Source organism: Chitinophaga sp. SYP-B3965, assembly GCF_009647655.1.
GTDB lineage: Bacteria > Bacteroidota > Bacteroidia > Chitinophagales > Chitinophagaceae > Chitinophaga.
The window spans coordinates 276,379-295,076 of the sequence record NZ_WJFD01000002.1 but is presented as its reverse complement, the minus strand read 5'-3'; the positions used below and the strand labels follow the sequence as shown (position 1 = coordinate 295,076).

The 18,698-nt window shown below is 46.4% G+C and carries 15 protein-coding genes; 7 read left to right on the top strand and 8 right to left on the bottom strand.

Annotated elements, in window-relative coordinates:
• Nucleotides 1-4 precede the first annotated feature (4 nt).
• The gene (locus GFS24_RS15225) at nt 5-1,066 is read left to right on the top strand and encodes a lipase family protein (protein WP_153660625.1); all 1,062 of its coding nucleotides are present in this window, start codon (nt 5-7) and stop codon (nt 1,064-1,066) included.
• On the opposite strand, the gene GFS24_RS15220 is transcribed toward GFS24_RS15225, so the two are convergent.
• The 5 genes from GFS24_RS15220 to GFS24_RS15200 form a co-directional block, all read right to left on the bottom strand.
• The gene (locus GFS24_RS15220; RefSeq protein ID WP_153660623.1) at nt 1,063-1,617 is read right to left on the bottom strand and encodes a putative glycolipid-binding domain-containing protein; all 555 of its coding nucleotides are present in this window, start codon (nt 1,615-1,617) and stop codon (nt 1,063-1,065) included. The two genes, GFS24_RS15225 and GFS24_RS15220, sit on opposite strands and share 4 nt — an antisense overlap.
• 5 nt (nt 1,618-1,622) lie before the next feature.
• Entirely contained in the window at nt 1,623-2,471 is an 849-nt protein-coding gene (locus GFS24_RS15215) for a neutral zinc metallopeptidase (protein ID WP_153660621.1), read from the bottom strand.
• A gap of 456 nt (nt 2,472-2,927) precedes the next feature.
• Nucleotides 2,928-4,403: a glutamate synthase subunit beta gene (locus GFS24_RS15210; RefSeq protein ID WP_153660619.1), complete on the bottom strand. Its 1,476-nt coding sequence runs from the start codon at nt 4,401-4,403 to the stop codon at nt 2,928-2,930.
• 33 nt (nt 4,404-4,436) lie between these two features.
• Nucleotides 4,437-8,972: a glutamate synthase large subunit gene (gltB, locus tag GFS24_RS15205; protein WP_153660617.1), complete on the bottom strand. Its 4,536-nt coding sequence runs from the start codon at nt 8,970-8,972 to the stop codon at nt 4,437-4,439.
• Between the two features lie 292 nt (nt 8,973-9,264).
• Nucleotides 9,265-10,806, bottom strand: coding sequence for a glycoside hydrolase family 10 protein (locus tag GFS24_RS15200; protein ID WP_153660615.1), 1,542 nt, complete (start codon nt 10,804-10,806; stop codon nt 9,265-9,267).
• Between the two features lie 165 nt (nt 10,807-10,971).
• Between GFS24_RS15200 and GFS24_RS15195 the strand changes: the two genes are divergently transcribed.
• Nucleotides 10,972-11,976 (top strand): DUF3500 domain-containing protein, encoded by a 1,005-nt coding sequence (locus tag GFS24_RS15195; protein ID WP_153660613.1) that lies wholly within the window; start codon nt 10,972-10,974, stop codon nt 11,974-11,976.
• A gap of 70 nt (nt 11,977-12,046) precedes the next feature.
• Here the strand turns inward: GFS24_RS15195 and GFS24_RS15190 are convergent, their stop codons facing one another.
• Complete coding sequence (locus tag GFS24_RS15190) at nt 12,047-12,502, bottom strand: methylglyoxal synthase (protein WP_153660611.1); 456 nt, start codon at nt 12,500-12,502, stop codon at nt 12,047-12,049.
• Nucleotides 12,503-12,622: 120 nt separating this feature from the next.
• On the opposite strand from GFS24_RS15190, the gene GFS24_RS15185 reads away from it, so the two are divergent.
• From GFS24_RS15185 to GFS24_RS15170, 4 genes are all read left to right on the top strand, one after another.
• The gene (locus tag GFS24_RS15185; RefSeq protein ID WP_153660609.1) at nt 12,623-13,204 is read left to right on the top strand and encodes a NifU family protein; all 582 of its coding nucleotides are present in this window, start codon (nt 12,623-12,625) and stop codon (nt 13,202-13,204) included.
• A gap of 80 nt (nt 13,205-13,284) precedes the next feature.
• Nucleotides 13,285-14,949 carry a PNGase F N-terminal domain-containing protein gene (locus tag GFS24_RS15180; RefSeq protein WP_153660607.1) on the top strand — a complete coding sequence of 555 codons (1,665 nt, stop codon included), beginning with the start codon at nt 13,285-13,287 and terminating at the stop codon, nt 14,947-14,949.
• Between the two features lie 6 nt (nt 14,950-14,955).
• On the top strand, nt 14,956-15,567 hold the full coding sequence (pnuC, locus tag GFS24_RS15175; protein WP_153660605.1) for a nicotinamide riboside transporter PnuC: 612 nt from the start codon (nt 14,956-14,958) through the stop codon (nt 15,565-15,567).
• On the top strand, nt 15,539-16,051 hold the full coding sequence (locus tag GFS24_RS15170) for an AAA family ATPase (RefSeq protein ID WP_371730828.1): 513 nt from the start codon (nt 15,539-15,541) through the stop codon (nt 16,049-16,051). The genes pnuC and GFS24_RS15170 overlap by 29 nt, the downstream gene beginning before the upstream one ends.
• On the opposite strand, the gene mtgA is transcribed toward GFS24_RS15170, so the two are convergent.
• Nucleotides 16,038-16,760 carry a monofunctional biosynthetic peptidoglycan transglycosylase gene (gene mtgA / locus GFS24_RS15165; RefSeq protein ID WP_153660603.1) on the bottom strand — a complete coding sequence of 241 codons (723 nt, stop codon included), beginning with the start codon at nt 16,758-16,760 and terminating at the stop codon, nt 16,038-16,040. The two genes, GFS24_RS15170 and mtgA, sit on opposite strands and share 14 nt — an antisense overlap.
• Before the next feature lie 108 nt (nt 16,761-16,868).
• On the opposite strand from mtgA, the gene GFS24_RS15160 reads away from it, so the two are divergent.
• Nucleotides 16,869-17,489 carry an L-threonylcarbamoyladenylate synthase gene (locus tag GFS24_RS15160; RefSeq protein WP_153660601.1) on the top strand — a complete coding sequence of 207 codons (621 nt, stop codon included), beginning with the start codon at nt 16,869-16,871 and terminating at the stop codon, nt 17,487-17,489.
• 35 nt (nt 17,490-17,524) lie between these two features.
• Here GFS24_RS15160 and GFS24_RS15155 read toward each other — a convergent pair whose 3' ends face one another.
• Nucleotides 17,525-18,670, bottom strand: a complete 1,146-nt coding sequence (locus GFS24_RS15155) for an aminopeptidase C (RefSeq protein WP_153660599.1) — start codon at nt 18,668-18,670, stop codon at nt 17,525-17,527.
• Nucleotides 18,671-18,698: the final 28 nt, after the last annotated feature.

Here is an 18,698-nt window from a genome sequence, read left to right as displayed (position 1 = left end):
AAACATGCGTGGTTTAATTTTCGGATTACTGGCCTGCATTTATTTTCCCCTGCACGGCCAACAACTGAAACCTGGTTTTGACCCTAAAGAATACCATGATGTGCTGAGCCTCTCTGAGCGGGGAGATAGTATAAAGGACCCTGACAATTTTAAACTCCTCTACATTTCCCCGGAAGTGGGTTTTTATAATCGCTGGTTTTTATGGAAACGGAGCGATGGGGTGGTGGTGATCAAGATCAGGGGCACGATAGAAAAAACAGAAAGCTGGCTGGCCAATTTCTATGCGGCGATGATCCCGGCGAAAGGGTCTTTGCAATTAACGGATAGTACTCGATTTGATTATAAACTGGCGCCGGATAGTGCTGCGGCTTATGTGCATGTGGGATGGACGGTGTCTTTGGGGTTTATGGCGCCGGATATTGTTGCGCATATTAAAGCGCAGTATAAAGAGGGCGCGCGCGAATTTATTATCATGGGGCATAGCCAGGGAGGTGCGATTGCTTTTTTAACGCGCTCTTATCTTGAATATTTACCGGACATGCCGAAGGATATAAAGTATAAAACGTATTGCAGTGCAGGACCCAAACCGGGGAATCTTTTTTATGCGTATGATTTTGATTACATCACCCGTGATGGCTGGGGGTTCAGGATTGTGAACAGTGCAGACTGGGTGCCGGAAACACCTTTATCTCTCCAAAGGGTAACAGACTTTAATCCAGTGAACCCATTTATGGAAATTCCTGGAACGTTAAAAAAGCAGAAATTCTTTGTGCGGCTCTATGGTAACATGGTGTACAATAAGCTCACCCGCGCAACCAATCGTTCTGTTCGCCGTTACAGGAAATACCTGGGGGGCTTTGTGTATAAGATGTCCAGGAAAAAACTGCCGGGGTTTCAGCAACCGGCGTATGTGTATAGTAATAATTACATGACGGCGGGATCTCCCATTGTGCTGATGGCAGATGAGGAATATTACAGGCAGTTTCCGTTTGATGGAAAGAATGTATTCATCAATCACATGCCTCCCCAATATCTTTACCTGTTGAAAAAGCAATATCGGTTTTAAGACTGGATGCGGGAGAAGAGTTCTGGATAGTCTACAACAAGACCTTCATCATCCACTTTTATTTCTGCTTTGAAATCTTTCACCACGCCCTCGAAAAGGTATAACTCATCGTTGAGTTTTGTGTACCATTGTTTCAGTGGTTTGATCTCGTCTTTGAAAATGTTGATGTAGAGGACGTCGATTTCTGTACGTTGATGTGGCTCTAACTGGAGCCGTTTGATGGGAAGTGTATTGGTGAGCGGCGTTAAAGAAATATCGATGTCTATGCAATGGGCCCACTCTTCACGGATGTGACCGCTTTGTGTCCATTTGCCATCAGGGTCTCGCTGCAGGGAGATCCAGGAACATTCCCCGGATTTTTCTACAGCCATTTCCAGAGAGCTTACCTGCCAGAGGCGGTCTGTGATAATATCATACGAAACAGAAAAAGGCGTGTCCTCTCCGTAACCGACGATAGTCCCGTCTATTCGTATATCGGTTTCCGTTGTTTCCACATTGCAGTACTCCATCATTTGCTGGAACAGTCCTTTCCAGACTATTTGTTTTTTCATGATATCTATTGATTACTGTTAAATGTATCACCCTGGCGAACGTCGCCTGTTTCGAAACCTTTTTTGAACCAGTACATCCTTTGGGCGGAAGTGCCATGTGTGAAAGCATCCGGTACTACTACTCCGCGGGATTGTTTTTGGAGGCGATCGTCTCCGATGGCGTTGGCGGCATTGAGGGCTTCTTCAATGTCACCCGGTTCCAGGATGTTTTGCATTTTCTGGGCATGGTTGGCCCAAACGCCGGCAAAGAAATCCGCTTGTAATTCCAGTTTTACGGAGAGTTTATTGTATTCTGTTTCGCTGAGCTGGGAGCGGGCCCTTTGCACTTTTTCGGAAATGCCGAGGAGGTTTTGTACGTGGTGGCCAACTTCATGGGCAATCACATAAGCCATGGCAAAGTCTCCGGGGGCGTTTAATTTATCTTTCAGTTCGTTGTAGAAAGAAAGATCGATGTATACTTTCCGGTCCGCAGGGCAATAAAATGGGCCGGATGCACTGCTGGCATTGCCACAGGCAGATTCCACTACGCCTGTGAACATAACCAGTTTTGGCTCCTGGTACTGCTGATTTGTTTCCGAAAAGAGTTTGTTCCAGACGTCTTCTGTGTCTTTGAGGACCACTTGTACGAATTCGGCGGCATCTTTTTCAGCGGCTTCCTGTTCCGGGGAGAGCTGTCCCTGGCTGGGGGCTTGCTGCTGTTGCATATTGACTACCTGGGACGGGTCCCCGCCAAGGAAGTAGACGATCAAAGCAATCACAATAGTGCCGATGCCGCCTCCGGCTATGAGCCCGCCTCTGGATGAACCGCGGCGATCTTCTACATTTTCGCTTTTTTGACGTCCTTGCCAACGCATATGGGATCAGTTTTAGTTAGATAAATTTAAGAAATAAAAGCACGAGGCGCGTGTGTCTTTTGGACTGGTGGTTAAGTTACTGTTAAGTTGGGTGTTAACACCCTCGTGCGGAATGAATAAATTGAACGGAGGTTTGTTTTTATTTCAGGGGTATATTCGTTGCTGTTATCTCGCGCTGTTTTACTTCCCTTTTTGTTGTCGGATTTTTCGTCTTTGCTATGGAGGTTGTCCTATAGCAGGGTTAGATCATGTATTTCGGGTTGCAGGTTTTTACCTGTACTGATCCTTTATTTAGAATTAGGTTAATTAGATAGCAATGTGTTTTGCGGGGTATGTTTATGCACTCGCTGGATTTTTGCCTGTGACGCGCAAAAAAAGGCCGGATGAAAATCCGGCCCGGCTGAAGGTTACAACAAAATCTAAACCTGCTTATGAGAAAACTTAAAAAATTCTTTTTTACAAGGACAGGAACATCAAAGAATGATCTTTGCTTTCCAGCTGTGAGGTACCCATCAAAAACTCGTCCACTTTCCTGGCACATTCACGTCCTTCGCTGATAGCCCATACTACCAAAGATTGACCGCGGCGCATATCACCGGCAACGAATACTTTGGCAACAGAGGTTTCGTATGCTTTTTCAGATGCCTTCACATTTCCACGATCATCTGTTTCCACACCCAGGTCATCTATCATGCCTTTATGTTGTGGCTGGATAAAGCCCATGGCCAGTAATGCCAGTTCACAAGGAACTTCTCTTTCTGAACCAGGTACTTCTGTGAACCTTGCAGGTCTGCCATCTTCGCCGAGAGACCATTGCAGATCTACCAGCAGCAAGCCTTTCAGGTTACCTTTATCATCACCAACAAATGCTTTTGTAGCAATGGCCCATTGGCGGGCAGCACCTTCATCATGAGAAGAAGAGGTCTTCAATACCATGGGATAAGTTGGCCATGGCATATAAGACGTCCGCTCTCCGGGAGGTTTTGGTAATAATTCTAATTGTGTAATGCCAATTGCACCATGACGGTTGGAAGTTCCTACACAATCCGAACCGGTATCACCACCACCTATCACTACTACATTCTTTCCTGTGGCAAAAATATCTTCTCCTTCTACGGGTAAGTTGCTTACGCGTTTGTTCTGCTGCTTCAGGAAGTCCATCGCATAATGCACACCTTTCAATTCACGGCCCGGGATGGTAAGATCACGGGGGATGGTGGAACCACCTGCCAGCACGATGGCATTGTATTCACGTTGCAGATCATTCACACTAACGTTCACGCCTACGTTTGCATTGCATTGAAACACAATTCCTTCTTCTTCCATTAAAGCAACCCTGCGTTCTATCACCCATTTTTCCAGTTTGAAATCAGGGATACCGTAACGGAGCAACCCGCCTGGTTTATCATCTCTTTCAAACACGGTTACGTTGTGACCGGCATAGTTCAGTTGTGCTGCTGCAGCCAGGCCTGCAGGACCGGAACCGATCACTGCTATTTTTTTACCTGTACGTACGCGTGGCACTTTGGCTTTCATCAAACCTTTATCGAATGCTATTTCAATGATGTGCTTTTCAATTTCCTCGATGGCTACCGGTGGTTGGTTAATACCCAGTACACAGGCGCTTTCACAAGGAGCCGGACAAATACGGCCGGTGAATTCAGGGAAGTTATTGGTAGAAGACAAAATATCCAGCGCTTCCTGCCAGTCTTTTCTATATACTGCATCATTAAACTCCGGGATCACGTTACCCAGCGGACATCCGCTATGGCAAAAGGGAACACCACAGTTCATGCAACGTGCAGCCTGCTCATTCAACTTTGGCTCCGGGAATCTCTCCACAAATTCATTGTAGTGTTTTACCCGACCTTTCGGATCAGCCTTTCCGGGAAGTTCCCGCGTAAATTCCAGAAATCCTGTTGGTTTACCCATATCTCTGCTTAATCTCTTTTTAAAATTTGGTTCCTACTTTTTTGCATTGCTTTTCACACCTTTTTGTTCGGCATGTTTCAACGCTGCCTTGTATTCTTTCGGGAATACTTTCACGAAGTGACGCAGTTGGTTCTCCCAGTCTTTCAGGATGAACTTGGCTACGGTACTGTTTGTGTAGGCATGGTGTTTGGTGATCAGATCATGCAGTTGTGCTGCATCTTCTTCTCCCAATGGATCCAGATCGATCATATCCAGGTTGCAACGGCTGGCGAATACATTCTTTACATCATAAATAAATGCAAGACCTCCGCTCATACCTGCTCCAAAGTTGCGGCCGGTTTCTCCCAGGATCACAGCACGGCCACCAGTCATGTATTCACAACCATGATCTCCTGTTCCTTCTACCACAACTGTTGCGCCGGAATTCCTTACACAGAACCTTTCGCCGGCTTTACCACGGATGTAAGCTTCTCCGGAAGTGGAACCATATAATGCCACGTTACCGGCAATGATATTTTCTTCTGCTTTGAAATCCGCTTCCGTAGGAGGATACACAATCAACTTGGCGCCGGAAAGACCTTTACCAAAATAATCGTTCGCTTCTCCTTCCAGTTCCAGTGTTACACCTTTTGTATTGAATGCACCAAAGCTTTGGCCTGCTGAACCGGAGAATTTGAAGTGGATCGTATCTTCCGGCAAACCTGCACTTTTGTAAATTTTCGATATTTCGTTGGACAGGATGGTACCAATGGTACGATCTGTATTCCTTACAGCATATTTTCCAAACACGCGGGTCTTATTGTCCAGCGCGGGTTTAGCTGCTTTCAGCAACTGCCAGTCCAGCACTTCTGCCAAACCATGATCCTGTTCTTCTGTTTTGAAAAGAGGGGTTTCATCAGAAGCAGGTTCGCGATATAAGATCGGCGTAAGATCCAGGTTCTTGTATTTCCAGTGGGATACATTTTCACGCACCTTCAATACTTCTACCTGGCCCACCATATCTTCAATTTTACGGAACCCAAGTTCTGCCATGATCTCCCGCAATTCTGCTACCAGAAAGTGGAAGAAGTTCACCACGTGTTGTGCATTTCCTTCGAAGCGTTTCCGCAGTTCAGGATCCTGTGTGGCTACTCCAACAGGGCAGGTGTTCAGATGACATTTACGCATCATGATACAACCTTCTACTACCAGTGCTGCTGTGGCAACGCCCCATTCTTCAGCACCCAGTAAAGTAGCGATAGCGATATCCCTTCCGGTTTTCAGCTGGCCATCCGTTTGAACGGTTACGCGGCTGCGGAGTTTATTACGAACAAGTGTTTGATGTGTTTCAGCCAGACCGAGTTCCCAGGGTAAACCGGCATGTTTGATAGAACTGATCGGAGAAGCGCCCGTTCCGCCATCATGCCCGGAAACGAGGATCACATCCGCATGTGCTTTTGCCACACCCGCTGCGATGGTTCCCACACCCGCTTTGGAAACCAGCTTCACGCTGATCCTTGCTGCACGGTTGGCATTTTTCAGATCAAAGATCAGTTGCGCCAGATCTTCAATAGAATAGATATCATGGTGCGGCGGTGGAGAGATCAAACCTACACCAGGCGTAGCGTGACGAACCTTTGCGATCCATTCATCTACTTTATGACCTGGCAACTGGCCACCCTCTCCGGGTTTAGCACCTTGCGCCATTTTGATCTGCAGTTCATCTGCATTCGTCAGATAGTAACTGGTTACACCAAAACGGGCAGACGCTACCTGCTTAATAGCAGAACGCATGTTATCCCCGTTCTCAGCAATCTCGTAACGCAGTTCATCTTCACCACCTTCACCGGTATTGCTTTTAGCACCAATGCGGTTCATGGCAATAGCAAGTGTAGAGTGTGCCTCGTGACTGATAGAGCCAAAGCTCATCGCCCCTGTGGCAAAGCGTTTCAGGATAACGTCAGCTGGTTCTACTTCTTCCAGTGGTACAGGATTACGGTTACGTTTGAACGTAAACATACTCCGGAGCGTTGCCGCTTTTTCCATCTGATCGTTTATCGACTTAGAATATTTTTTAAAGACGTTGTAGTCGTTCAGTCTTGTTGAATACTGTAACAGGTGAATGGTAGTAGGATTGAAGAGGTGGAACTCACCTTTCCTTTTCCACTGATACACGCCGCCTGAATTAAGGCGTTGTACAGGTGTATCTTTACGGCCATAGCTGGTCCAGTGTTTTGCCAGTGTTTCTTTGGCAATTTCATCCAGGCCCATTCCCTGGATACGGGAAACGGCGCCGGTGAAATATTTATCTACCACAGATTTGTTGATACCGAGTATTTCGAAGATCTGTGCGCCCTGATAAGATTGCAGGGTAGAGATGCCCATTTTGGAGAACACCTTTAGCAAACCTTCACAAACCGCCTTGATATAGTTCTTCTTCAGTTTATCTACATCCAGATCCGTCTGCATTTTACCAGCCAGGCGCATATCCCGGATGGTGCTCAATGCGAGGTATGGATTGACAGCAGTAGCGCCAAATCCAAGCAGGCAGGCGAAGTGGTGTACTTCCCAAACATCGCCGGCTTCTACAACCAGCCCCACCTGACCACGATATCCTTTACGGATAAGATGATGGTGAACAGCTGAAAGTGCGAGCAGCGAAGGAATGGCCGCATGTTCAGAATCAATGGCCCGGTCTGAAAGAATGATCACTTCAAAACCATCATCCACCGCATCTACTGCATAACGGCATAAACGGGCAAGCCCTTTTTCCAGGGAACCTGGTTTGCCATCTGCTTTAAAGTAAGTATGTAATGTTTTAGCCTGGAAGATACCGGTATCAATACTGCGGATCTTTTCCAGATCATAATTATTCAGGATTGGGTGCGGCAACGCAACACTATGGCAATGCAAAGGATCTTCGTCCAGCAGGTTTCCGTTGTTGCCAAGGAAAGTTGCGAGGGACATTACCAGTCTTTCCCGGATAGGATCGATCGGGGGATTGGTTACCTGAGCAAAGAGTTGTTTTAAATAACTGGTGAGGTGTTGCGGCTGATCACTCAGTACAGCTAAAGGCACATCCGTTCCCATGGAGCCGATAGGTTCTTTACCATCAATGGCCATGGGCGCAATGATAGATTCCAGGTCTTCTGTAGAATATCCGAATGCTCTCTGGTATTTGAAGATCTGCTCTTTTTCCAGGTGCGTGAATGTTACACGTGGTTCAGGCAGTTCGTCAATACGGATCTTGTATTTATTCAGCCATTCTGCATAAGGTTGCTGAGAGCAGATGGATTGTTTCAGTTCCTCATCACCAATGATGCGGCCCTGTTCCATATCCACCACAAACATTTTACCAGGTTGCAGGCGGCCTTTTTCTTTTACATTTTTAGGATCGATAGGAAGAACACCAGCTTCAGAAGCCATGATCACACGGTCATCTTTCGTTACCACAAAACGGGAAGGGCGAAGACCGTTACGGTCTAAGGTTGCGCCAATGATCTTTCCATCTGTGAAAGAAATAGAAGCCGGGCCGTCCCATGGTTCCATCAGTGAAGCATGATATTCATAAAATGCTTTCTTCACCGGGTCCATATCATTATTACCATCCCATGCTTCGGGGATGAGCATCATCATCACGTGTGGTAAAGAGCGGCCGGTAAGGTTCAGCAGTTCTATCACGTTATCCAGGCAGGCAGAGTCAGACTGGCCTTCATCCACGATCGGGGAGAGCATTTCCATCTCTTCCGGCGTGAAGTATTTGGTAGCGAAACTATTTTCACCGGAGCGCAACCAGTTGAGGTTACCTTTCAGGGTATTGATCTCACCATTGTGTGCAATGAAACGGAAAGGGTGTGCCAGTTTCCAGCTGGGGAAAGTATTGGTAGCAAAACGGCTGTGGATCAGGCTAAATGCAGAAACCATCCGCTCATCGCGGAGGTCTGTATAATAATGACCTACCTGGTAGGTGGTGAGCTGACCTTTATATACAATGGTCCGGGAAGAGAAAGAAGCGAAATAGATCTCTGCTTTATCTTTCGGAATAGAGTTACGAACCGTTTTGGTAATATAATTACGAAGAACGAAGAGCTTACGTTCAAATGCATCCTGATCTGCTACGTCAGTACCACAGGTAATGAACAGTTGTTCTATTTGTGGTTCTACAGAAAGCGCGGTTTCTCCGATGCCATCGGGGCGAACGGGAACAAGACGATAACCGAGAAGATTCAATCCTAATTTATCAGCGCAGCGTTGTATAATTTCGCGGCACTCATCACGCCAGCGTTGTTCTTTTGGAAAGAAAACCATCCCCACACCGTATTTACCGGTTTCAGGAAGGCGGATGCCCAGTTTCAGACATTCGTCATATAAAAACTCATGCGGCATCTGGATAAGAATGCCGGCACCGTCGCCAGTTGTACGTTCGCAGCCACTGGCGCCACGATGTTCCATACACTCCAGCATGGTTAATGCATCACGGATGATCGAATGAGACTTTCTTCCTTTAATATGGGCGGTAAAGCCCGTACCGCATGCGTCATGTTCAAATTCCGACCGATACAAACCCAGCTCTTGGCTCACATTACTCATTAGCGTTAGATTTTTTCCTTTTTATATCAGATACCAGATACACTCCTCCCGGAAGGGGTTAACCTTCGGGCCTTGGTACCGTAATTGCTTTGGGAACGGTTTAAAGATACTAAAGGAACGCGGTATTTTTTATAGAAAGTTCTATTAACGGCCCAAAATTTAGAAAAGATTAAAAAAGGACGTTGGTTCATTTGATAATATTAAAAAATGAACAGCCTCCGGAACCCATTCCGGACAAAAAAAGCCGGGAGATTGTCCCGGCCTGGTAATAAGTTGTGTAAAACAATGTAGATCAGGGCTCGAATTCAAATTTTGCCTTTCCGTTCACCATTTCTACTCTTAACGGATCGCTGATCATACTTTCATTTTGCATACGATCCAGAGCGGTAACTATATAAATATATTTCCGTCCTTTAATATAATTACGGTCGATGAAAACGGGATCCGGCATTTGCATCACGATGCTGAGGATCTTCGTAGGGTCGTTTACGTTGATCACATCCTTGTCTTCAAAGCGGTATACCACGAACTGTTTTGTTTGGTTGGAAGTATCGTCATCCGCCCAGCGGATCTCAAGCCCCTCGGGCTTTTCGAAGGCATCCGTGAAATAAGGAGGTTCCGGTGGTTTGTTATCCAGCCAGGGCATGGTGGGCCGCAGGGCAGGGTAACGGTAGAAGTGGTTCCGGAGGGAATCCACAAAACCTAAAGCATTGTCCGCGAAACATTTAGCGCTGTAATAAATGCTGCCTTGTATAGTGCTGAGGGCACGGGTAGCTTGTATCTGCCGGGGAATTTCCCCAGGATCTTTCCAGCTGGCATTACTGCCAATGCGATAAGGAGCATGTCCTATATATATATGTCTGCCATATGCATGATTACCCCACCAGTTTACCAGCAGGCCAAATGGAACAAGGCGGTGACCAAATTCCCAATACAGCTGTGGCGCCAGGTAATCTATCCAACCCAGCCGCTGCCATTTTATAACATCTGCATAGAGATCGTCATAGTTGGTGAGGCTTCCACGGGTGGGGGTTCCATCCGGATCTTTATCATTGCTGCGCCAAACACCAAACGGACTGATCCCGAATTTTACCCAGGGCTTTTCTGCTTTGATGGCAGTATTGAGCATTTGTATAATAGTATCCACATTGGAGCGGCGCCAATCGTCCAGGCCAAGGTTCTTACCATACATGCGGTAGGAGCTTCTATCCGGAAAATCCCTGTTGGCAATGCGGTAAGGGTAAAAGTAATCGTCGAAATGCACAGCATCAATGTCATAGCGTTTCACTACATCGCGGATCACTTCAGTTACATAACTGCGTACTTCAGGGATCCCGGGATCAAAATATTTCTTGTCGCCATAAGTTACAAACCACTGTGGTTTGAGGCGGGTAATGTGATTGGGGGCAATACTGCTGCTGCGGATATTGGCTACAGCGCGGTAGGGGTTGAACCATGCGTGGAATTCCATCCCCCGTTTGTGCGTTTCCGTTACCATGAATTCCAGCGGATCATAATAAGGATAGGGAGGTTTGCCCTGCACGCCGGTAAGATATTCACTCCAGGGTTCAAAAGGGGAAGCATAAAAGGCATCACTTACCGGGCGCACCTGGAAAACGATGGTGTTCATGCCATTCCTTTGGTGCTGATCCAGCAGGCGAATGAATTCCTGTTGCTGCTCTTCGGAAGAAAGACCTTTACGTGATGGCCAGTCGATATTTTCTATCGTGGCTATCCATACGGCCCGCATCTCCCGTTTGGGGGGCAATTGTGCTTTGCTTAGTTGTACCATGCAGCCACACAGTAGTAATCCTGCCAAAAAGTGCTTCACCATTCCTTGATACTTTTATCCTGAAAAATCCTGAAAACTGCGAAAATAACCCTCCCATCGTCAAATCCCAAATGCAGAAGTGCTTCATTTCCAGCAAAAGCAACGCCAAACCTTAATTCCCGATAATGATAAAAGATTTGTATTTTGTTTATCACACATTCCATCGTCATGAAAAAGCGGGTACTTCTCTTTCTCTCAGTCCTATTTAGCATTGCAACACTTGGGCAATCCCCCATAGAAAAAGCGGCAAAAGAATTCATCGTTTCGCTGGACGCCCCGCTTCGGCAACAGGCTTGCATGAGCTGGGAAGATGCAGAACGCTTCAACTGGCATTTTGTTCCACGTGAAAGAAAGGGGCTTCCTTTAAGAGCCATGAGTGTTGCACAACGGGGGAAGGCATATGACCTCCTGAAATTATGCATGAGTGCGGACGGGTATAAAAAGGCATCTTCTATTGTGGAAATGGAACTGGTACTGCGTGCACTGGAAGGCCGCGGGGATGATGATGATTACAGGAATCCCGGGAAATATTACTTTACCGTCTTTGGAGATCCGGGAGCAGGAAAGCCCTGGGGCTGGAGGATGGAAGGCCATCACCTCTCCCTGAATTTTTCTGCGGCAGATAAAACCTTGATTTCCGGAACTCCGGGATTTATGGGTGCCAATCCGGCCATCGTTCCGGACGGTCCTAAAAAGGGATTGCAGATCTTAAAAGAGGAATCTGTGCTGGGTTTTCAATTATTGAACGGTTTAGATGCCGAACAGCTGAAAGTTGCCCTGGTAGCAGAAACCGCTCCGGCAGATATTATTACCGGGAATAAAAGAACGGCCTGGTTGCAGGACCCTCCGGGATTGTCTTATAGTAAACTGAAACCCGCCCAGCAGCAATTATTAAAGAAATTACTGGCGGTGTATATTGACCGCTATACCAAGCTGATGGCGGATATCCTGTGGAAAGAGATAGAAACGGCAGGTTGGGATCAATTACATTTTGCCTGGGCAGGCGGGAAGGAATGGGGGATAGGGCATTACTACCGGATCCAGGGACCTACTTTTATCATTGAATATGATAATACCCAGAACAAAGCAAACCATGTGCATACTTCGTTCCGGGATCTGAAGAATGATTTTGGAGAGGATATGCTGAAACAGCATTATGATAAAGCACATTAGGGAAATGGAATGCCCATGTTCCGAAAAGCCAAGAACTTTTTTTGTGGAACCAACGTAAAAAAGGGCGCCCTTACATTTTGCGTCCCAGGTACAAACTGTAGTCCGGCAGACTGGCAGTATATTCCTGGTGCATCAGGGGGGAGGTCATCAGGAAATCCGCAGAGGCCCTGTTACTGGCCATCGGGATATTCCAAACCACGCCCAGCCGCAGCAAAGCTTTGATATCCGGGTCATGGGGCAAAGCCTCCATGGGGTCCCAGAAGAAAATGATCACATCGATCCTGCCTTCCGCTACAGCAGCGCCAATTTGCTGATCCCCACCCAGGGGGCCGCTCAGCAGTTTACGAACAGATACATCCAGCGATTCTTCCAGCAACTTGCCGGTGGTGCCAGTTGCATAAAGCTCATGGCGGGCCAGAACCGTTTTGTTGTAAACTGCCCATTCTAATAATTCCGCCTTTTTGTGGTCATGCGCAATCAGAGCGATCCTTTTGCGGGCATGAAGCGTTTTGCTGTGTGACATCATATATGCAAAAGTAATCAAATAGATTACAGTTGTTAGAACAAGCTTTAGTGAAGAAGAAGCGATTTCGTCGCCCAACTCTCGCTAAATTTTGCTAATTTTGCAGAAGAAAATAGTTATATAATGATCAAAACAGGAAATCCAATCATCAGTATCTATACGGAAATGACGCCGAACCCGGAAACGATGAAGTTTGTCGTAAACAAACTCCTGTATCCGAATAAATCGATCGATTTCCCTGATGCGGCCAGCACAACACCTTCACCCCTGGCAGCTGAGCTGTTCACTTTCCCTTTCATCAAGGGTGTGTTCATCTGCAGCAACTTTGTAACGCTTACTAAAACCAATGATACAGACTGGACGGATGTTATTCCTGCCATCAAGCAATTCCTGAAGGAATACCTGGAAGACAACCGTGCTGTGATCAATGAGGACGATATCGTGGCGGCTCCCGTTTTCAGCGGAGACGAAAGCGACGTTGTTCAACGTATTAAAGAATTACTCGAGAATTATGTGAAACCTGCAGTTGAAATGGATGGCGGTGCTATCCAGTTCAAAGATTACGATGACGGTGTTGTAACCGTTATGCTGCAAGGTTCCTGTTCAGGCTGCCCATCTTCCATGATCACGCTTAAGGCGGGTATTGAAGGGATGATGAAGAGAATGATCCCTGAGGTGAAGGAAGTAGTGGCGGAAGCAGAATAAGCCATAGTTGAGTGAATGATAGTGTTATAAGCGCAGCCTCAGGCTGCGCTTTTTTCATTTATGATCCTTAGCTTTACACCATGAGAGGGATTTTAATTGCATGTGCACTGGTATTGGCCAGTGCGCCTTTGTTTGCACAAACAGAGGCCGTTGTTACCTATGGGTTCCGCAATAACGGGAAAGAATCCCGCGGAGAACAAAAGCTCTTCATTAAAGGTAACCGGGTTCGCCTGGTTACCCAGGGCCGGCAGACAGAGCAGCAATTCCTCCAGCTGGGAGAAAAAGCCAGCTACCAGGTGTTGAATAGCAACGGCACTTTCTACACACTGAAAAAACCATTTTCAGAATACGTGAAAGCAGAACTGCTGCCTGGCATAGATACTATCATCGGCATCCCTTGTAAAAAAGCAAAACTCTTTATCCGTTCCAATACCATAGAAGTATGGTACACAAACGATCTGAAAATTAAAGGCACACCCAGCATTTCTATTGCACCGGGTATGGGACTCGTTTTAAAAACTATCCGTAACGGGAATTCAGAAACGATTGCGAAGAACATAGAATACAGGACTATTACTTCTGAAGAATTAGCCTGGCCAACTAACACGGGTGTTATTGTAGATGAACCCACTTATCAACGGCAGGTGATTGAAAGCCGTTACACTACGTTGACCATTTTCGATAGAGAGCAGATCAGTTTTGGCAATCCTATCAACAATCCATCTGGCGAACAATTAGATGCCGTGTATCATTTCTCCGGCGGCACCGTGATCCTTAAAAAAGTAAAACTCCCGGCGGCAAAGCCCGGCCAGCGGCTTTTTGCAGAGCTGGTACAATATTCCAATGGCGATGCGTATGACCGTACGGGTTCTGTATTTATGATCCCGGCTAACCAGCCACTGTCTTTCCTGAATGGATTACAGCAAGGCGTGCAGGCGTTGCCGGTATATACTGGCCGCAACGGGAAAAAATACCAGGGTGTAGTGGCCACAGGTAATTACTTACCCCCACTGGAACTCATGCGTTTTTTCACGCCGTTTGGCGTAAGGCATTTTAATGCACAGGCAAAGATCAAAGGATACGACTGGGCAGATTCCGCCGTATATAAACAGGATATTTCTGTGTTGCTGCCAAGCCTGCAGGGAGAAGTTTGGATAGGCGTTTTCATTGGCAACTATGATAAAGGCGGGCATAAAGCCAGTTTGCAATTCAAATACTATCCGGGGTATGATGGAGAAGGTGCTTTGGAGAATAAAACATGGATTATGCCGGTGTTCAATAGCACCAACCTCATGGAAATGGGCGGACAAGAATACGGTACGATGTTCGATAAAGATTCCCTCACTGTAACTATAGAAGTACCGCAAGGTGTAAAGAACCTGAAATTACGTTACCTCACAACCGGCCATGGTGGCTGGGGTGGAGGAGATGAATTTGTCCCCAAGCTGAATGAGATCTTTGCGGATGGTAAAAGAGTGTATCACTTTATTCCCTGGAGAGAAGATTGCGCTACTTACCGTTTATTAAATCCTGCATCCGGCAACTTTGGAAACGGGCTTTCCTCTTCAGATCTGAGTCGTTCCAACTGGTGCCCCGGTACTATTACTTTACCTGTAGAAATTCCTTTACCAGACATGGCACCAGGTAAACATACCATACAAGTAGCCATTCCATTGGGTAAACCGGAAGGCGGAAGTTTCAGCGCCTGGAATGTTTCAGGAGTATTGATTGGCGATAAAGAATAAAAGAACATGCAGGAAATAATAACCGATTTTCAGCACATGAGCTTACTGGAAGCCATTGCGGTTTTGTTTGGGGTGATCAGTGTTTTGTGTTCCCGCCAGAACAGCGTGTGGGTATATCCTACAGGGCTTATCAGCACCGCTATTTATGCCTGGATGCTGGCACAGCAACATGCTAAATTGTATGCGGAAGCCACGCTGAATGTTTATTATTTTATCATGAGTGTATACGGGTGGTATTACTGGGTAAAAGGAACACAAAAGGAAGAGGTACGCATTACCCGTGTGAATAATAAGGAACTCATCACGGCTATTGCCATTGCGGTTATTGGCTGGGGACTCTTCTATACGCTGTTGCGGATCTTTTCTAATTCAGATGTGCCAGCCATTGATGCATTTGTTTCCGCTACAGCCTGCAGTGGCATGTGGCTATTGGCGAAACGGAAAGTGGAGAACTGGATCTTCCTGAATATTTCAAACTTTGTAGCCGTGCCGTTGTTCTTCCATAAACATTATCCTGCCACCGCCACACTCACTATCTTTTTATTTATTGTAGCCGTAACAGGGTATTTCCATTGGTTAAAACTTTATCGTGAAGAAAATAGTAGTCATAGGGCCTGAGTCCACCGGTAAAAGCACGCTCAGTTCACAACTGGCAGCACATTACAAAACACTGTGGGTGCCTGAGTTTGCGCGGGATTACCTGATGCAGCTGAACCGGCCTTATGAACAGGAAGATCTTTTACGCATGGCGGAAGGCCAGTTGATCACAGAAGATGCAGCCGCGGTAAAAGCGAATGAATTACTGATCTGTGATACAGACCTGCAGGTGATCAAAGTATGGAGCGAAGCAAAATATGGTGATTGTGATCCGAGGATCTTAGAAATGATCGCCTCCCGGAAATATGATCTTTACTTACTCACCTATATTGATATTGCCTGGGAAGATGATCCGCTACGCGAACATCCCAAACCGGAAGAAAGACAATACTTCTACCAGATCTACAGGGATATCGTGATGAACTCCGGACTGCCATGGGCGGACATCCGCGGGGGATATGAAGAACGTTTGCAAACAGCTATTGAGGCAGTTACTTCCCTTTAAACCCTGTTACCAAAGCTGAAATATCCGGGTCTGGTCCTAAAAAGCGCATCTGTGTTAAGATCCTGCGTTGCCGCCAGGAAGTAATACGTGCCGGAGGAACCACGGTGTATTTAACAGGATTGGGTAAACAAGCAGCAATCATGGCAGCCTGTTCTCTGTTAAGCGATGCCGCCGGTTTATGATAATAAGCCTGTGCCGCCGCTTCAATTCCAAAGATACCTTCTCCCATTTCCGCTACGTTGAGATACACGGCCAGGATCCTTTTTTTACCCCAAAGCTTTTCTATCATGAAAGTAAAATACACTTCCAGTCCTTTACGAAACCAGCCACCGCCTTGCCAGAGGAACACATTTTTTGCCACCTGCTGACTGATGGTACTGGCACCACGGATCTTTTTGCTTTTCTGATTGTGCTTCATGGCCTTCTCAATGGATTTGAAATCAAAACCATTATGATCAGGAAATAGTTGATCTTCACTGGCCAGCACCGCCAGCTTGGCATAAGGAGAAATTTCATCCATGCTCACATAATCCCTTTTGAATGATTTATCGGTACCCCAAAGGCTGAACCAACTGGCTATCATTGTTGTGGTAACAGGAGGATTCACCCAGCGAAGCAGGATGATGTACAACAGTTGCGCGATAAAGAGGATGATAAATACTTTCTTCAGCACTCGCCAGGCTCTGGGGACTATACCTTTTAATTTCATTCAATAGTTTTTCAATACCGGCCGGAAAGTTAGCAAGATTATTGCGTATTTTTCACATACAACATTGTAAGAACGACGATTGTTATATATACAGATAAAAACAGGATCATGCTTTTAGAATTGCACCCGCAAAATCCGAATCCGCGAAATTTGAGTAAGGTGATAGAATGCCTGAAAGACGGAGGCGTGGTTATTTATCCAACAGATACCGTGTACGGGATGGGTTGTGATATTTCCAAAAGTGAAGCGGTGGAACGCATTTGCCGGATAAAAGGAATTGATCCAAAAAAAGCACATTTCTCCTTTATCTGTTCAGATCTCAGCCACCTCACGGACTACACCAAAAGTGTGGACACGCCGCTGTTCCGGCTGCTCAAGAAAACTTTGCCAGGGCCATATACTTTCATTCTCCCTGCCAGCAGACAGGTGCCCAAATTACTGAAAACGAAAAGAGATACGGTAGGTATCCGGGTGCCGGATAATCTTATCTGCCGCACTATCGTGAAAGAACTCGGCAATCCCATCATGAGTACTTCGCTGCCTATTGATACTTATGTGGAAGAATATACGGACCCCGAGATCATCCATGAAAAATTCGGGAAGCTGGTGGATATTGTGATTGACGGAGGACCAGGGGGATTGATCACTTCTACCGTGATAGATTGTACAGGGCCGGAAATTGAACTGATCCGGGAAGGCGCCGGCAGCTGGGAAGAATTATTTGCATAAAAAAAGGCTGACCAGATGGCCAGCCTTTCAAAATATTATAAACCCATTTTCTTTGCCAGATCCGCAGGGATCGCTTTTTTATTCACCATGAAACAGGTGGTTTTATAGGCGAAGTAAGGTACAGAGGCATAAAAATATCCGCCACAGGCATTCGCCGTTCCCCAGGAATTTTTCACGATAAAGAACTTATTACCATCCTGGTCTTTAGCCAGACCGGTAATGTGCATACCATGATCGTCCTGTGTTTCGTAATTATCGAAAGCCAGCTGACGGTTTTCCTGTGTGATCACTTTTTCCTTTGCAGGGATCGTGAACAGGTCCTGGCGTTCTTTCTCAGAATAATCTGCCCAGTCTTTTTCCGGAACAATAGCCAGGCCATTGTTAAAAGAGAATCCTTTTTCGCTTACATCAGCAGCCCATGCAAGGGTGTAGCCATTCAGCACAGCTTGTTCCGCGATGGTCGTGAATTCATTTAAAGGCACATTGTATACCTTTTCCCAATTCCAGTTGTCCGGCACTTCCAGTACAAATTGCTGATAGAAGGGATGGTGATTAAAAGAAGAGATGATCACATAATCATCTGCATTCAGGCCCAGTTCTTTTGCAAAGGATTGGGGAGTATAAGATTTGCCGTTGTATTGGAATTTCTCAGGCGTAGCTCCGAGATATGCATCCAGCACACCATCCGTAGCTTTTTGCCAGGCGGGGTTTACGGTGTTGGCGTTGCCGAGGGGTTTTAACATACTCTCCAGTAATCCCACCATCTCAGCATGGTTGTATGTTTTCTGGCGGTTGCCATCATACACATCCTGCGGTACGAGGCCGAAGTTTTTCAGGCAGAGCAGATCGTCAGGGAATCCGCCACCTTCGCCGAAATTGGCTTTGCCATGCATGCGTACATAATTGGTTGCCTTCAGCGGGTACATTTTGCGCACCACAAACATTTCGCTCAGGTTAAGGTTTTTGCCTTTGCCATTGCGTAAAAGTTCTGATTCAAAAAAGGAAAGACCGGAGAAAGACCAGCAGGTACCTGTCTGGCCCTGGTTCTGTACGCCAAAGGCATCTTGGCTTTTCAGTACGGTGAATTGATATTTACTACCCTCTTTGTTGGTAAGGGGAACGTTTTGTGCAACCGCGGCCATGCTCCATAACAGCGCTGCGCCCATGATCAGTTTCTTCATGCTCAGGTTTAGATTAAAATAAAAGAAT

What these genes read in the sequence shown, in the direction of transcription:
- GFS24_RS15180 (WP_153660607.1), top strand. Translation starts at nt 13,285, where the DNA reads ATGAGAGGGATTTTAATTGCATGTGCACTGGTATTGGCCAGTGCGCCT.
- GFS24_RS15195 (WP_153660613.1), top strand. Translation starts at nt 10,972, where the DNA reads ATGAAAAAGCGGGTACTTCTCTTTCTCTCAGTCCTATTTAGCATTGCA.
- GFS24_RS15155 (WP_153660599.1), bottom strand. Translation starts at nt 18,670, where the DNA reads ATGAAGAAACTGATCATGGGCGCAGCGCTGTTATGGAGCATGGCCGCG.
- GFS24_RS15220 (WP_153660623.1), bottom strand. Translation starts at nt 1,617, where the DNA reads ATGAAAAAACAAATAGTCTGGAAAGGACTGTTCCAGCAAATGATGGAG.
- GFS24_RS15225 (WP_153660625.1), top strand. Translation starts at nt 5, where the DNA reads ATGCGTGGTTTAATTTTCGGATTACTGGCCTGCATTTATTTTCCCCTG.
- gltB (WP_153660617.1), bottom strand. Translation starts at nt 8,972, where the DNA reads ATGAGTAATGTGAGCCAAGAGCTGGGTTTGTATCGGTCGGAATTTGAA.
- GFS24_RS15210 (WP_153660619.1), bottom strand. Translation starts at nt 4,403, where the DNA reads ATGGGTAAACCAACAGGATTTCTGGAATTTACGCGGGAACTTCCCGGA.
- GFS24_RS15160 (WP_153660601.1), top strand. Translation starts at nt 16,869, where the DNA reads ATGCTTTTAGAATTGCACCCGCAAAATCCGAATCCGCGAAATTTGAGT.
- GFS24_RS15200 (WP_153660615.1), bottom strand. Translation starts at nt 10,806, where the DNA reads ATGGTGAAGCACTTTTTGGCAGGATTACTACTGTGTGGCTGCATGGTA.
- GFS24_RS15185 (WP_153660609.1), top strand. Translation starts at nt 12,623, where the DNA reads ATGATCAAAACAGGAAATCCAATCATCAGTATCTATACGGAAATGACG.
- pnuC (WP_153660605.1), top strand. Translation starts at nt 14,956, where the DNA reads ATGCAGGAAATAATAACCGATTTTCAGCACATGAGCTTACTGGAAGCC.
- GFS24_RS15190 (WP_153660611.1), bottom strand. Translation starts at nt 12,502, where the DNA reads ATGATGTCACACAGCAAAACGCTTCATGCCCGCAAAAGGATCGCTCTG.
- GFS24_RS15215 (WP_153660621.1), bottom strand. Translation starts at nt 2,471, where the DNA reads ATGCGTTGGCAAGGACGTCAAAAAAGCGAAAATGTAGAAGATCGCCGC.
- mtgA (WP_153660603.1), bottom strand. Translation starts at nt 16,760, where the DNA reads ATGAAATTAAAAGGTATAGTCCCCAGAGCCTGGCGAGTGCTGAAGAAA.